Source organism: Microbacterium sp. CGR2 (genome assembly GCF_003626735.1).
Taxonomy (GTDB): domain Bacteria; phylum Actinomycetota; class Actinomycetes; order Actinomycetales; family Microbacteriaceae; genus Microbacterium.
The window spans coordinates 197350-212547 of record NZ_RBHX01000002.1 but is presented as its reverse complement, the minus strand read 5'-3'; the positions used below and the strand labels follow the sequence as shown (position 1 = coordinate 212547).

General features: G+C 69.4%; 12 protein-coding genes. 6 read left to right on the top strand and 6 right to left on the bottom strand.

Features of this window, described 5'->3' with window-relative positions; genetic code table 11:
- Positions 1-36: 36 nt before the first annotated feature.
- The 3 genes from D7252_RS19415 to D7252_RS19405 are packed head-to-tail and all read left to right on the top strand — an operon-like array spanning position 37 to position 2217.
- Complete coding sequence (locus D7252_RS19415; RefSeq protein ID WP_120777234.1) at positions 37-888, top strand: sugar phosphate isomerase/epimerase; 852 nt, start codon at positions 37-39, stop codon at positions 886-888.
- Positions 889-922: 34 nt separating this feature from the next.
- Positions 923-1930, top strand: coding sequence for a sugar phosphate isomerase/epimerase (locus D7252_RS19410; protein WP_120777233.1), 1008 nt, complete (start codon positions 923-925; stop codon positions 1928-1930).
- The gene (locus D7252_RS19405; protein WP_120777232.1) at positions 1927-2217 is read left to right on the top strand and encodes a Dabb family protein; all 291 of its coding nucleotides are present in this window, start codon (positions 1927-1929) and stop codon (positions 2215-2217) included. Before D7252_RS19410 ends, D7252_RS19405 begins: the two co-directional genes overlap by 4 nt.
- Before the next feature lie 10 nt (positions 2218-2227).
- On the opposite strand, the gene D7252_RS19400 is transcribed toward D7252_RS19405, so the two are convergent.
- Genes D7252_RS19400 through D7252_RS19380 form a run of 5 tightly spaced genes read right to left on the bottom strand, consistent with a single transcriptional unit; the run spans position 2228 to position 9424 of the window.
- Positions 2228-3205 (bottom strand): NYN domain-containing protein, encoded by a 978-nt coding sequence (locus tag D7252_RS19400; protein WP_120777231.1) that lies wholly within the window; start codon positions 3203-3205, stop codon positions 2228-2230.
- On the bottom strand, positions 3198-4193 hold the full coding sequence (locus D7252_RS19395; protein ID WP_120777230.1) for a Gfo/Idh/MocA family protein: 996 nt from the start codon (positions 4191-4193) through the stop codon (positions 3198-3200). The genes D7252_RS19400 and D7252_RS19395 overlap by 8 nt, the downstream gene beginning before the upstream one ends.
- Positions 4194-4222: 29 nt before the next feature.
- The gene (locus D7252_RS19390; RefSeq protein WP_120777229.1) at positions 4223-5167 is read right to left on the bottom strand and encodes an NADP-dependent oxidoreductase; all 945 of its coding nucleotides are present in this window, start codon (positions 5165-5167) and stop codon (positions 4223-4225) included.
- Between the two features lie 26 nt (positions 5168-5193).
- A complete protein-coding gene (gene hrpA, locus D7252_RS19385; RefSeq protein ID WP_120777228.1) occupies positions 5194-9123 on the bottom strand; it encodes an ATP-dependent RNA helicase HrpA in 3930 nt (1309 codons plus the stop codon).
- A gap of 43 nt (positions 9124-9166) precedes the next feature.
- Positions 9167-9424, bottom strand: coding sequence for a hypothetical protein (locus D7252_RS19380; protein ID WP_147406779.1), 258 nt, complete (start codon positions 9422-9424; stop codon positions 9167-9169).
- Positions 9425-9581: 157 nt separating this feature from the next.
- On the opposite strand from D7252_RS19380, the gene D7252_RS19375 reads away from it, so the two are divergent.
- From D7252_RS19375 to D7252_RS19365, 3 genes are read left to right on the top strand one after another with little or no spacing between them, the layout of a single operon-like run.
- Entirely contained in the window at positions 9582-10418 is an 837-nt protein-coding gene (locus D7252_RS19375; protein WP_120777226.1) for an aldo/keto reductase, read from the top strand.
- Between the two features lie 34 nt (positions 10419-10452).
- Positions 10453-12270 (top strand): thioredoxin domain-containing protein, encoded by a 1818-nt coding sequence (locus tag D7252_RS19370; protein ID WP_120777225.1) that lies wholly within the window; start codon positions 10453-10455, stop codon positions 12268-12270.
- Positions 12267-13631, top strand: coding sequence for an amino acid permease (locus tag D7252_RS19365; RefSeq protein WP_120777224.1), 1365 nt, complete (start codon positions 12267-12269; stop codon positions 13629-13631). The genes D7252_RS19370 and D7252_RS19365 overlap by 4 nt, the downstream gene beginning before the upstream one ends.
- Here the strand turns inward: D7252_RS19365 and D7252_RS19360 are convergent.
- Entirely contained in the window at positions 13614-15167 is a 1554-nt protein-coding gene (locus D7252_RS19360; RefSeq protein ID WP_120777223.1) for a dolichyl-phosphate-mannose--protein mannosyltransferase, read from the bottom strand. The genes D7252_RS19365 and D7252_RS19360 overlap by 18 nt on opposite strands.
- Positions 15168-15198: the final 31 nt, after the last annotated feature.

Below are 15198 nucleotides of genomic sequence, written 5' to 3'. Positions count from 1 at the left end.
GGGAGGGCGGGCACGCACAGCGACGGAAGGAAGAGGATGCCCCGCACGATCGCCGTCAACACGTGGGTCTGGACGTCGCCCCTCACAGATGCGACGCTCGAACCGCTCGCGCGCAAAGCCGCCGATCTGGGCTACACGGCGCTGGAGCTGCCGCTGGAGAACATCGGCGACTGGGACCCGCCGCGTGTGCGGGCCGTCCTCGACGGTCTGGGCCTCGGAGCGATCGTGGTCGGCGCCATGGGGCCCGAGCGGTCGCTTCTCGCCCGCGCCGGAGACGTCGTGGCGACCCGGGAGTATCTGCGAGCCTGCATATCTGCGGCGCGAGTGCTCGGTTCGCCCGTGGTCGCCGGTCCGTTCTATGCCCCGACGGGCATCACGTGGCGGATGGGTGGTGAAGAGCGCGCAGCGGTCGTCGATGAGCTGCGGGAGAATCTCGCGCCGTTGGCGGCGGAGGCGCAGGATGCGGGCATCACCCTGGCGATCGAGCCCCTCAATCGCTACGAGACCAGTGTGCTCAACACGGTGGAGCAGAGCCTCGAGGCGCTGGCACCTCTGTTCGGACGAGGCGTCGGACTCGCGCTCGACACCTACCACCTCAACATCGAGGAGAAGAAGCCGGCCGACGCCATCCGGGCCGCCGGATCCGCCATCGCGCACGTGCAGGTGTGCGGCAGCGACCGCGGAGCAGTCGGCGACGATCACACCGACTGGATGGGGATCATCCAGGCCCTCGACGACGCGGGGTACGCCGGCGCGCTCGGGGTGGAGAGCTTCACCGGGGAGAACGCCACGATCGCGGTCGCGGCATCGATCTGGCGTCCGCTCGCCCCCAGCCAGGACGAGCTCGCCGCCCGCAGCATCGCCGCGCTGCGCGCCCTCGGCACCTGACCAGACACGTACGCGATCACACGAAGGAGTGTCCATGAGTACCCGACCTGTCACGCTGTTCACCGGTCAGTGGGCCGATCTGCCCTTCGAAGAGGTCGCGCGCCTCGCCGCAGGCTGGGGGTACGACGGCCTCGAGGTCGCGGCATCCGGCGATCACCTGGACCTGCAGCGGGCCGATGAGGACGACGCGTACGTCGCATCCCGCCTCGAGATCCTCGATCGGCATGGCCTGCAGCTCTTCGCGATCTCGAATCACCTCGCGGGCCAGGCGGTCTGCGACGCCCCGATCGACTTCCGCCATCAGGCGATCCTTCGCGACTACGTCTGGGGCGACGGCGACGCCGAAGGTGTCAGGACGCGTGCCGCAGGCGACATGAAGCGTGCCGCCCGGGTGGCCCGCAAACTCGGCGTCGACACGGTCGTCGGGTTCACCGGCTCGTCGATCTGGCCGTATGTGGCGATGTTCCCGCCCGTTCCCGCCTCGGTCATCGAGGGCGGGTTCGAGGACTTCGCCGGCCGCTGGAATCCGATCCTCGACGTGTTCGATGCCGAGGGCGTCCGGTTCGCGCATGAGGTGCACCCCGGCGAGATCGCCTATGACTACTGGTCGAGCGTGCGAGCCCTGGAGGCGATCGAGCACAGGGAGGCCTTCGGATTCAACTGGGATCCATCGCACATGATGTGGCAGAACATCGATCCGGTGGGGTTCATCGTCGATTTCGCCGACCGGATCTACCACGTGGACTGCAAGGACACGAGGATGCGGCCGCAGAACGGTCGCGCCGGAGTGCTCGGCTCGCACCTGCCCTGGGGTGATCCACGCCGCGGGTGGGACTTCGTCTCCACCGGGCACGGCGACGTGCCGTGGGAGGACTCGTTCCGCGCTCTCGATGCGATCGGTTACGCCGGCCCCATCTCGATCGAATGGGAGGACGCCGGCATGGACCGGCTCCACGGCGCCCCCGAGGCGCTGAGCTACGTGCGATCGATGCTGTGGCCGAAACCGGATGCTTCGTTCGACGCGGCCTTCAGCAGCCAATGATCCAGCACACCGTGGTGTTCCGTCTCATCCACCCGGCGGGGTCTGCCGACGAGCACGAGTTCCTCGCCACCGGCCATGCGGCGCTGACCTCGATCCCGGGCGTCCGGAACTTCACGATCCGGCGCCAGGTGAGCGCGAAGAGCGACCTCACGCATCAGTTCTCGATGGTCTTCGAGGATCAGGACGCGTACGACGCCTACAACGTGCATCCGGTGCACCGCGCGTTGGTGTCCGAGCGCTGGGTGCCGGAGGTCGCGGCCTTCCAGGAGTACGACTTCGTCGAATGAGCGGGGCGGATCAGAGGTCGCGGAGACGGACGAGTCGCTCGTGGCCGGTCTCTTCGAGCTCGGTGATCTCCTCGCGTGACTTCAGGAAGTCCGAGAACGAACGGTAGCCGAGGGCCTTCTCGCTGAACGACGGGTCCATGCGGCGCATGTGCGTCTTCACCGCGGAGCTGTGCAGCCACTCGTCGGCATCGGCCTTGTCGTGGCCGAGGCGCAGCGCACGCTCCAACAGCTTGGTCGCCTCCTCCTGGTCGTCGACCTTCGTGGCCGGCTGCTCCTCCACCTTCGCCGCCGGGGTCTTCGCCCGGCGCCGCGAGGTCTTCGCCTTCGTGGTCGTCTCCGGGGCGGACTCCTCGCCCGCTTCCGGGGAGTCGTCCACGGCAGGCGCCGCCGGTGCCGCGGTGGCCGGGGCGGGCTTGGAAGGGCGCACGACCCCGGGCAGGGAGTCGTATGCCTCGAACTCGTCGCACGCCGCGGCAAGCGACTTGGCGGTCGAGCCGGCCACGCCCACGCCGATGACGTATCGGCCGAGCCGCTTGCAGCGCTGCGCCAGGGGAACGTAGTCGCTGTCGCCGGCGACGATCACGACATGCGTGAGGTCGGGGAGGCGGAACATGTCTTCCACGGCGTCGACCGCGAGACGGATGTCGGCGCCGTTCTTGGCATAGGCCGCGGCGGGGAAGAGCTGGACGAGATCGACCGCGCGCGCGACGAGCTGCGAGCGGTAGACGGCGTTGACGGGCGAGGACCAGTCCGCGTAGGCGCGGGTGAGGACCAGAGTGCCGAAGGAGGCGGCGTAGTCGATGATGGCGCCGACCTCGATCATCGCCCTGCCCAGACGCTCGACCACGTCCGGGTCGTTGGGGTTCTCGGTGATCCGCTGGCGGTCCTTGCCGTAGGAGTTTCGTCCGTGGACGCGGTCGTACCAGGAGATGACGATGTTGTCGAAGTCGAGATAGACCGCGACGCGGGCGTCCGTCGTCTCAGCCACGGTTCGCGTCCTCACCGGGGTAGCGCACGCCGATCTGCGACCGGATCTCGTCGAGCGTTCCCATGATCGCGACGCTCTCGGCGATGGGGAGGATGTCGCCCTCGAGGATGCCGTCGCGCACCAGCCGCTCGGCGTTCAGCGCCTGATACTGCATGCCCCGGCCGTCGACTTCGGACGTGTATTCCTCGATGACGGTGCCGTCGGGCTGCACGACACGGAAGGTGGTCGGTGTGTACCAGACCCGGTCGATGTCGATGCGGGCTTCGGTGCCGACGATGCTCGCGGCGTTCGGCCCGGCAGCGCGGGAGGACGAGAGGGTGGTGGAGACGGCACCTCCGTCGTGCGTCATGACGGTGGCGACCTCGGCGTCGGCACCCGTCTCGATGAGACGGGCGACGGCGCGGACGTCGGTCGGCGCGCCCAGGATGTCCCAGACGAACGAGATCGGGTAGATGCCGAGGTCGAGCAGAGCGCCGCCGCCGAGTTCGAGGGCGTTCAGGCGGTGGGTCGGGTCTGAGGGCAGCAGCTGGGTGTGGTCGGCGGTGACGGCACGGATCTCGCCGAGCGTGCCCTCGGCGATGATCTCGCGGATGCGGACCATGTGCGGCAGATATCGCGTCCACATCGCCTCCGTCACCAGCAGGCCCTTCTCGGCGGCGAGCCGCTGGAGGTCCTCCGCTTCGGCACGGTTGAGGGTGAACGCCTTCTCTGCGATCACGTGCTTGCCGTGCTCGAGGGCCAGGCGGGTGTTCTCGTGGTGCATCGGGTGGGGCGTGCTGACGTAGATGATGTCGACGTCGGGATCCGACACGAGCGCCTCGTACGATGGGTGGGCGTGCGCGATGTCGAAGCGCGCGGCGAACGCGTCGGCCGATTCCTGCGAGCGCGAGCCGACGGCGACGAGATCGAGCCCTGCGGTGCGCAGATCGGATGCGAAGGCGGCGGCGATGCCGCCGGTTGCGAGGATTCCCCAACGAAGACCAGTCATGGTTTCAGCGTAGAGGGTGACGGCGCTCCCTACGGCACGAGGATGATCTTGCCCACGGTCTCTCCGGACTCGATGAGTTCGTGGGCCTGGGCGGCGTCGGCGAGCGGCAGCTGCGGGCCGAGCTCGATCGTGAAGTCGCCGGAGGCGAGCAGTTCGATCGTCTTCGGTAGAGCCTCGGCCCGGAGCGCGAGCTCTTCGTCGCTCAGCGGCACAGGTGACCCGCCGGAGAAGGCGCGGATGCCGAAGGAGGCGGCATCCGGGCCGCGCACGATCGTCGCGATCCGCTCGCGATCTTCGACCAGGGTCAGTGAGGTCTCGATGGCTTCATCGGTGCCGGCGCAGTCGAGCACGACGGTGACGGGAGAAGGCGCGGCATCGCGCACGCGGTCGAGGAGTCCGTCGCCGTAGGCGACCGGCGTGGCGCCGAGCTCGAGCAGCTGGTCATGGCGGGCAGGGCTCGCCGTGGCGACGACCGACGCGCCCCAGACCACGGCGAACTGCACGGCCGCCTGACCGACGGCGCCGGAGCCCCCGTGCACCAGGAGCACATCTCCGGCCGTCACTCCGAGCGAGCGCAGCGCCTGATAGGCGGTGCCGGCGGGGATGCCGAGCGCCGCCCCCTCGGCGATGGTGACCGAGTCCGGAAGTTTCGCCAGCTTCTCGGTCGGCACCGCCAGCGCCGACGCGTAGGTGCCGAGTGCGTCCCGGATCGCGACCCGGTCGCCCACGGCGTAGTCCTCGACGCCCTCACCGACCGTCTCGACCACTCCGGCTCCGTCGAACCCGACCGGTCGCGGCTCCGTGATCTCCGGAGACGGACGCTTGCGGCTGCGCAGCTTCGCATCGATGGGGTTCACGCCTGCCGCTCCGAGGCGGACGACGACCTCACCGCGGGCGGCGACGGGGTCGGGGATCTCCAGTTGGTGCAGGACTGCGGGGGATCCGAACTCGGTGTAGACGATCGCACGTGCCATGGCTCAAGGCTACCCGCGACCGCGGCTCAACGCCCGGCCAACGCCTTCGTGATGCGCTGCGGCGACACGGGCTGCGCGGTGCCGAGCCGCTGCGCGAACACGCTGACGCGGTACTCCTCCAGCAGCCAGCGCACTTCGGTCAACGCGGCGGTGGCGTCCGCGGGGAGCGGGATGGTCCCGCCGGCGTCCTCGAAGGCTTTGGCCATCCGCTCGTACTCGGTCATGCGCGCGCGGTCACGGCCCGGCTCGTTCGTCAGCGTCTTCAGCCGGTCGAGCATCCCTTCGAGGTAGCGGGGGAAGTGGGCCAGGCGCTCCACGCCCGCCGCCGAGACGAAGCCGGGGTGCAGCAGGCCGGACAGCTGCGTGCGGATGTCGTTCAACGGGCCAAGCAGAGCGAGAGAATTCTGCGACTTGATGCCGCGTTCGACCTCGCGCGACTTCGTCAGGATGCGTGCGACGAGAGAGACGCAGGCGAACAGCTCGTCGACGAGAGAGGCTGACACGGCGTCGCGCACCCGTGCGAAATCGGCCTCGTCGCGCACGATCCCGCTTCCGCCGGTCGAGGCGTCGATCACACGCCGTGCCACGGCGGCACGGCAGTCCTCGATGAGAGCGGCAGCCGACTGATACGGGGACGCGGCGAGGGCGAGCTTCTCCTGGCTGGTGAGGTGCTGCTGCACATACGACGACGGAGAAGGCACGCCCAGCAGCACGAGTCGCAGCACGCCGCCGCGGGTGGCGGTCGTTGCGGCATCCGGCGTCGACTCGACCCGCACGGACACGCTCTTGCCCTGATCGACGATCGCCGGGTAGCCGCGGACGACGCCGCCGGCGACGCGGGTGTCGAGCACCTCCGGAAGGGCGCCGAACGTCCACGCGGTGAGTCCGGTCTGTTCGAGTGAGGCTGCGGCGATCCGCTCGGCCCCTGACCGTTCCCCCGGCGCCCCCTTGCGCGGCGGAGCAGCGATCGACCGGGCCACGCTGCTGCGCGCCCGGTCGGAGAGCTGCGTCTGCAGGGCGCGCAGGTCGCGGCCGGAGCCGACGACGCGGCCACGCTCGTCGACCGCGCGGAAGTTCATGCGCAGATGCGGCGGCACCCGCTCGTCTTCGAAGTCGCGCGCCGACACCAGCTGGTTCGCCAGCGGCTGGATCAGTCGCGCGAGCGCCTCTTTCAGTGTGCGCGGAGGAAGCCCGCCATGATGCTCAGGACCCTGGTCGGCGAGCTCGGCACCGAACTTCTCGGCCCAGTCCGCTGCGGGCACGACATGACGGCGGACGGCCTTGGGGAGTGCCCGCAGCAGCCCCGTGACGAGTTCTGCGCGAAGCCCCGGCACCTGCCAGTCGAACCCGCGGTCCTCGATCTGAGCGAGCAGGGGCAACGGCACCACCACGCTGACACCGTCGTCCGCCGCTCCCGGCTCGAACCGGTACGCGAGCCCGAGCACCTGATCACCCTGATTCCATCGGGTGGGGAACTCGGTCTGATCCGACCTCCCGTCGTCGTCGAGCAGATCGGCCTCGCGCATGACCAGCAGCTTCGGCGTCTTCTGCAGCGCCTCCCGCCACCAGGTCTCGAAGGAGCGCACGTCGAAGACCTCGGCGGGGATGCGTTCGTCGTAGAAGCGGAACACGGCTTCGTCGCCGGCGAGGATGTCACGCCGACGCTCCCGTTCCTCGAGTTTCTCCAGGCGTTTGCGCAGCTCGGCGTTGCTGCGCCAGAAAGCACTCACGCGCTTGTCGATCCGGGCGGGATCCCATTCGCCTTCCACGAGGGCATGACGCACGAACAGCTCACGAGAGGCCGCGCGATCGATGCGGGCGAACTGCACGCGTCGACGGGGGATGATCTCGACCCCGAACAGCGTCACCTTCTCGAACGCGACGGCGGCACCGGCATCCTTGGACCAGTGCGGCTCGGTGACCTGTCGTTTGGCGAGGTCGCCGGCCAACGGTTCGGCCCAGGCGGGGTCGATGGCGGCGACGCTGCGGGCGAAGGTGCGCGAGGTCTCGACGATCTCGGCTGCCATGACGGCCTGCGGGCTCTTCTTGCGAAGCCCCGAACCGGGGAAGATCGAGAAGCGGATGCCGCGTGCCCCGCGGTACTCGGCGATGCGGCGTCCCTTCGGCTCCTTCGCAGGGGAGTGCGTCTTTCCCGCGGGCGCGGTGCGTTCGTCGAGGATGCCGATCTGCGACAGCAGGCCCGACAGCAGGGCGCGGTGGATCGCGTCGGCATCGCCCGAGCCGCCGGGGTCTCCCGGACGGTCAGGGGTCTTCACGAGCGTGCGCAGCTGTCGGTGCACGTCGAACCACTCGCGAACGCGCACGTAATTCAGGTGCTCCGAACGGCACAATCGCCGAAACGCACTCGAGCCGAGCTCGCGCTGCTTCTCGCGCAGGTGGTTCCAGAGGTTCAGCAGAGTGAGGAAGTCGCTGGTGGGGTCGACGAAGCGCGCATGGAAGCGGTCGGCTTCTTCGCGGCGCTCCTCCGGTCGCTCCCGGACGTCCTGGATCGTCATGCCCGACACGATCGGGAGCACATCGTGCGTGACGCCGTGTCGGCCTGCCTCGATGAGCATCCGCGCGAAGCGCGGGTCGATCGGCATCCGCGAGATCTCTCTGCCCACGCGGGTGAGGTGCGGGGAGTCGTCGCGGCGTGAGGGCTCGACCGCGCCGAGCTCGGTGAGCAGGTCGAACGCCGCCTTCACTCCGCGCGAGTCGGGCGGGGTGAGGAACGGGAAGGCGGTGATGTCGCCGAACCCGAGCGACAGCATCTGCAGGATGACGGATGCCAGCGACGTGCGCAGGATCTCCGGCTCGGTGAACTCCGCTCTGCGGGTGAAATCCTCTTCCGAGTACAGGCGGATGGCGATGCCGTCGCTGGTGCGTCCGGCTCGACCGGCCCGTTGGTTCGCGGACGCCTGCGAGATCGCCTCGATCGGCAGTCGCTGCACCTTGGAGCGGTTGCTGTAGCGGGAGATGCGAGCCGTGCCGGTGTCGATGACGTAGCGGATGCCGGGGACGGTGAGGCTCGTCTCCGCGACGTTCGTCGCGAGGATGACCCGCCGGCGGACTCCGGCGACACGGCTGGATTCGAACACGCGATGCTGCTCGGCGGCCGACAGGCGGCCGAACAGGGGCAGCACTTCGGTGGGAGAGCGGTCCTTCGCGTACGCGGCGCGCACGGCATCCGCCGCGTCCCGGATCTCCGCTTCGCCCGGAAGGAAGACGAGCACGTCGCCGGGTGTCTCGCGGTCGAGTTCTCGCAGCGCCGCGACGATCGCCGATACTTCGTCCTCTGGCTCATCGGTCGTGGAATCCGAGTCCTCCGGATCCTCTGCCGGTCCGCGGTATCGGATCTCCACCGGGTACGTGCGGCCGGACACCTCGATCACCGGCGCCGGCACGGGTTCGCCGCCCGGAGTCTTCGGCGGGCTCGCGAAGTGCCGCGCGAAGCTCTCCGGATCGATCGTCGCGGAGGTGATGATGACCTTGAGGTCGGGCCGTTCCGGCAGGATCCGCACGAGGTAGCCGAGGAGGAAATCGACGTTGAGTGAACGCTCGTGCGCCTCGTCGATGATGATGGTGTCGTAGCGGGTGAGCAGCCGGTCCCGGTGGATCTCGTTGAGCAGGATCCCGTCGGTCATCAGCGCGACGCGGGTCTCCTCGGACACCTTGTCGGTGAAGCGCACCTTGTAGCCCACGAGGGTGCCCAACTCGACCTGCAGCTCCTCCGCCACCCGTTCCGCGATGGTGCGAGCGGCCAGGCGGCGGGGCTGCGTGTGGGCGATGCGCGTTCGGCCCAGTTCCAACGCGATCTTGGGAAGCTGCGTGGTCTTGCCCGAACCGGTCGCGCCGGCGACGATCACGACCTGATTGTCACGGATGGCGTCGGCGATCTCCCCCCTGGCGGCGCTGACGGGCAGCTCCGGGGGATAGGAGATCACAGGGGAGGACATAGCCCTCCATCGTATGCCGATCAGCGGTCGAGGCTGACGTCGGTCAGGAGTCGTCCGTGACCTTCTTGAGTCGAAGCCGCTGCAGCGAGATGGTCGCGTATCCGATGCCCCAGGCGATCCCGACCACCGCGATGCCGGCTCCGGCGGCGAAAGTAAGGGCTGCGGATTCCACGCTCACCCCGAATATCAGCAGGCCGAGGAGTACGGCGACGGCAAGCACCGCGCCGGCGACCAGCCGGTGCAGTCGCTGCTGCAGCCGCTCCCGCAACCACCTGACGCGCTTTCTTATCCCTTTACCCATGTCGACCTCCCTCACGGGATTGTTTCCGATCACGTGTGCGTGACCGAGCGACACGGCTGGCTTTGAGTGCACGCGGGCCCGTCTTGAGTGGTGACGCGAACGAACGGAGTGGTGCTGTCCGACGCCTCGGTCGTCGACGCGGTCATAGGCTGGACTCATGACCACTCCTGCACTCGAACTGAACGACGGCCACTCCATCCCGCAGCTCGGCTACGGCGTCTTCAAGGTGCCGGCCGCCGAGACGGAGCGCGCGGTGAGCGACGCGCTGGAGATCGGCTACCGCCACATCGACACCGCCGCGATCTACGGCAACGAAGAGGGCGTGGGCGCGGCCATCGCGGCGTCCGGCATCGCCCGTGACGAGCTGTTCATCACGACGAAGCTCTGGAACGACCGTCATCACGACGACGAGCCGCGAGCCGCCATCGCCGAGAGCCTGGAGAAGCTCGGGCTCGACAGCGTCGACCTGTACCTCGTGCACTGGCCGACCCCGGCGAAGGACGACTACGTGCACGCCTTCGCCAAGCTCATCGAGCTGCGCGACGCAGGACTGACCCGCAGCATCGGCGTCTCCAACTTCCTGGTGCCGCACCTCGAGCGCGTCGTGAACGAGACCGGCGTCGTCCCTGCCGTCAACCAGATCGAGTTGCACCCGGCCTACCAGCAACGCGACGTCGTCGCGTGGGCGACCGAGCACGACATCCGGATCGAATCGTGGGGCCCCCTCGGGCAGGGCAAGTACGACCTGTTCGGCACGCCGGCTGTGGCAGACGCCGCGGCCGCGCACGGCGTCACTCCTGCGCAGGCGGTGCTCCGCTGGCATCTGCAGAAGGGCTACATCGTCTTCCCCAAGTCGGTGCGTGCCGAGCGTCTCCGCGAGAACCTCGATGTGTTCGGCTTCACCTTGACCGACGCCGAGATCGACGCGATCGACGGACTCGATCCCCTCGACGGCTCCGGTCGCGTCGGCTCGCACCCGGACGACGTGAACTGAGGCGGATCGTCGCCCTTCGGCGTAGCGTGAGCGCATGACAAACCGGCTCGCCGACACCCTCAGCCCGTACCTGCGGGCGCACGCCGACAACCCCGTGGACTGGTTCCCGTGGAGCGAGGCCGCGTTCGATGAGGCGCGTCGGCGGGACGTCCCGCTGCTGATCTCGATCGGGTACTCGACCTGCCATTGGTGTCACGTGATGGCGCGGGAGTCCTTCGCCGACCCCGAGGTCGCGGAGTTGATGAACGAGGGCTTCGTGTCGGTCAAGATCGACCGGGAGGAGCATCCCGACGTCGACGGCGCGTACATGGCGGCGGCATCCGCGTTCACGCAGAATCTGGGTTGGCCGCTCACGGTGTTCGCCACACCCGAGGGAAAGGCGTTCTACGCCGGCACCTATTGGCCTCCCGAGCCCCGACAGTCGATGCCCTCGTTCCGCGACGTGCTCGCCGCTGTGCGCGAGGCATGGACGCTGCGGCGTGCACAGGCCGAGGAGTCGGCGGATGCGGTCACCGACGCGCTCGCGCGCGCGGCCGAATCCGCGCCCACCGACCTGCCGGACGTTCGAGCGATCGCGGCCGCCGCTGAAGCCGTCGCGGCGCGGGAGGACCGTGTCTACGGGGGATACGGCGCAGCTCCCAAGTTCCCGGTGGGGACGACATTGCGGTTCCTGCAGGATCCGCTGGTGCGCGAGCACGCGCCGGAGGCTGCGGCATCCGCTGTCCGCGCGCTCGCCGCGATGGTGTCGTCGGAGCTCCACGACGAGGATGGCGGGTTCTTCCGCTATGCGACCCGACGCGACTGGACGGTCCCGCACTACGAGCGGATGCTGACGGACAACGCCCAGCTGCTCGAGGTCGCGCTCGACGCGGGCGATGAGGCGGCGGCGCGCGGGGTCGCCGATTTCCTGCGCACCACGCTCACCCGCGACGGCGGAGGCTTCGGCGCGGCGCAGGACTCGGAGTCGTGGATCGACGGGGTCCGGAGCGAGGGCGGCTACTACCTTCGCCCGGTGTCCGAGCGTGCTGCGCTGGAGCCGCCGGCGGTCGACGGCAAGGTCATCACGGGATGGAACGGCCTCGCGATCGCGGCTCTCTCCCGCGCGGGTACGGCTCTCGGTGAGGCGTCTCTGATCGACGCGGCCGCGGCGGCCGCCACCCATGTGCTGCGCGTGAACCGCGACGCCCGCGGTGCGCTGGTGCGGGCATCGCTCGACGGCGAGGCCTCGGCCGCGGTCGCGACAGGCGCGGATCTCGGCCTCTTCGCCGAGGGGCTGTTCGCGCTCGCCACGGCCACCGGAGAGTTCTCCTGGGCGGTGACGGCGCGGGAGATGCTCGACGAGGCGCTCGACGGTGTGGTCGGCGACCCGCTGCTTGCAACCAGGGGGATCGCGGCCTCACCGGATCACACCGACGGGGACCTGCCCTCGGATGCGGCGGCGATCGCCTCGGCAGCACTGTCGGCGTGGCGGCTCGGGGCGGGGGAGCGGTACCGGGAAGCGGCGGCCTCCACGGTGCGGACGCTCGCCGCCCGGTCGCTGGAGCAGCCTTTCGCTCACGGCAGCCTTCTGCGGGTGGCAGCCGGCCTGGCGCTGCCTCCCCGCCAGGTCGTGATCGTCACGGATGACCGCGACGGGGAGCTGGCACGAGTCGGACGGCGGGCGGACGCCGATGTCGTCGCCGTGGTTTCCCCCGCGCAGGCGCAGGCCTTCAGCGACGCCGACTTCGACCTTTTCCACGGCAAAGCCGATGCGCCGGAGCGCGCCTTCGACTGCCGCGCCTTCGTCTGCCGGCTGCCGGTGAGCGACCCGGCGGACCTGCCCCTCGAACGAACCACGGAGTCGCCCGCATGACCGAAGTCGCCACCCCGTCTCAGGGGTTGCACCCCGGGCTCACCCGTCGTCAGATCTCCATGATGGGGTTGGGCAGCGCCATCGGTGCCGGCCTGTTCGTGGGCTCGGGGCAGGCGATCGGCCTCGCCGGTCCCGCGGTGCTGATCTCCTACCTCGTCGCCGGCGGCATCGTGATCCTCGTGATGGCGATGCTCGCCGAGATGGTGGCCGCGCGGCCGAGTTCCGGCGCGTTCAGCTCGTACGCCCAAGACGCGCTGGGGCGCAGTGCCGGAAGCGCGGTCGGGTGGTTGTACTGGATCCAGCTGGTGGTCGTGATCGCCGCGGAGGCGACCGGAGCGGCGGGGATCGTGTCGAACCGTGTTCCCGGGGTCCCCGCGTGGGTGTGGGTGCTCGTGTTCATGGTGACTCTCACCGCGGTCAACCTCTTCGGGGTGCGCAACTACGGCCGGTTCGAGTTCTGGTTCGCGGCGATCAAGGTCGCGGCCATCATCGCGTTCCTGGTGGTGGGTGCGGGCGCGATCCTCGGGCTGATCCCGGGGGTGCCAGCCACCGGCGTCGCGAACCTCACGGTCAACGGCGGCTTCGCCCCGAGCGGCATCACCGGGATCGCTGCCGCACTGCTCATCGTGGTGTTCGCGTTCGGAGGCACCGAGGTCGTCGCGATCGCGGCCGCCGAGTCGGACGATCCCGCCCGCAATATCCGGCGGATCGTCCGCGAGGTGCTCGTGCGCATCCTCGTCTTCTACATCGGATCCATCTTCGTCATCGTCGCCGTCCTCCCGTGGAACGACCCCGCGGTGAGCGAGGGGCCCTTCTCAGCCGTGCTCGCCACGCTGAACGTGCCGGGCGCGGGGCTGGTCATGGACCTCATCGTGGTGATCGCGCTGCTGTCCGCGATGAACGCCACCATCTACGGGGCCTCCCGCATGGCCTATTCGCTGGGGGAGCGAGGTCTTGCGCCGCAGGTCGCGACCCGCACGAACCGTGACGGGGTGCCTACCGTCGCGGTCCTCGCATCCGTCGCGTTCGGGTTCGTGACCGTGGGTCTCAACTGGGCCTTTCCGGACGTCGTCCTGCCGGCTCTGCTCAACGTCGTCGGGTCGACGCTGCTGGTCATCTGGACTGCGACCGCCGTCTCGCAGATCATCCTGCGACGGCGCGCGGATCGCGCAGGGCTCCCGATGCCGATGCGCATGTGGGGGTTCCCGTGGCTGTCGTGGCTCTGCCTCGCGCTGCTGGCCGGGGTGATCGCCCTCGCGATGCTCGACCCTGCCGCTCGGCTCCAGCTGGTGCTCACCGTCGCGCTGACGGGCGCGCTTCTGATCGTCGCCAGGGCGACTGCGTCACACCCAGCCCGGTAGCCAGTTGTGCAGGAGCCAGAAGTCGTACGGCACGCTCATGCCCGTCCACAGCGGGTAGAAGAAGGCTGAGACCAGCACGACGAACACCAGGAAGACGACCACCGTCCGCTCCCCGGCTTGTCGCCGGGAGAGGGGATCCTCCCGGCGGCCGGCGATGATGCGCAGCGTCATCGTCAGCGCGAGGACGAGGAACGGCATCATCACCACCGTGTAGAACTGGAAGATCGTGCGCTCGGGAAACATCAGCCAAGGCAGGTAGGTGACGGCGAGTCCGACCAGCGCGACGCTGAGTGCGGGCGCGACCGGCTGACGGGTGATCCACCCGCGCACGAGCCGATAGATCAGGTACACCGATGCCGCGACACCCCCGTACCAGATGAGCGGGTTGGGCACGGCGGAGATGACGGCGATGCAGTGATCGGTGCCGCAGCCGGTGGAGTCCTCGCCCACCCACACCGCCGTCGGGCGAAGGAGGAGCGGCCACTGCCATGCGGGGCTCGCATAGGAGTGTCCGCTGCTGAGCCCGACGTGGAAGCCGAGTATCGACCGGTGGTATTCCCACAGCGCGACCAGGGGGTTGGCGTCGCTCTGCCGGTCATACCCACCGGCGGTGACGAGCCAGCCGGTCCAGCTGATCAGGTAGACGGCGAGCGCGGGGAAGACGACCAGGACGAAGGAAACCGGTCCCTGACGGAACGCGGCCGAGGTGGGCCAGAGCACGACCCCGCCGCGGCGTCGTGCGAGCGCGTCGGTGACCACGACGTACAGTCCGAGGCCGGCGAGCGCGTAGAGCCCTGACCACTTCACGGCGGATGCCGCGCCCAGCGCCGCTCCCGCTGCGATCAGCCACGGACGGCGCCACAGCACCGGTCCCCAGAACGGGTCGGGCGCCTCCGGGTCGCGCTTCTCCAGCAGTGGGATGGTGCGCTGCCGGTCGATGAGGACGAACATCAGCCCGAGGAGGATGAAGAAGGTCAGGATGCCGTCGAGCAGGGCGATACGGCTCATCACGATGCTCAGCCCGTCGATGGCGAGCAGCGTGCCGGCCACGGTCGCGACGACGACGGAGCCGGTGAGACGGCGGGCGATCAGGTAGACCAGCAGAACCGAGCCCGCACCAAGCAGGGCGGTCGCCAGCCGCCAGCCGGCGCTGTTGTCGGGTCCGCCGATCGCCATCCCCAGCGCGATCAGCCACTTGCCCAGCGGCGGGTGCACCACGAACGCGCCCGTGTCGGACAGCGGCAGCTCCTGCAGGGTGAGGAAGGCCTCGTTGGCACCTTCGCCCCAGGTTCCCTCGTAGCCGAGAGTCCACAGCGACCAGGCGTCTTTGACGTAGTAGGTCTCATCGAAGGCGAGCTGATGCGGGTGGCCGAGGTTCACCAGCCGCAGGAGCGCGGCGACGGTCGTGACGAGCAGGGGCGCGAGCCAGCCGATCGCGCGGCCCCAGTCCGGGCTCTGCAGCAGCCGGTCGCGCAGCTGCCCGTAGCGTGTCAGCCGCTCCTCGGGGTCTGGCAGCAGAGGCACGGGCGCGGTCACCGGTCCAGCCTAGACAACGCGCCTATGCTGA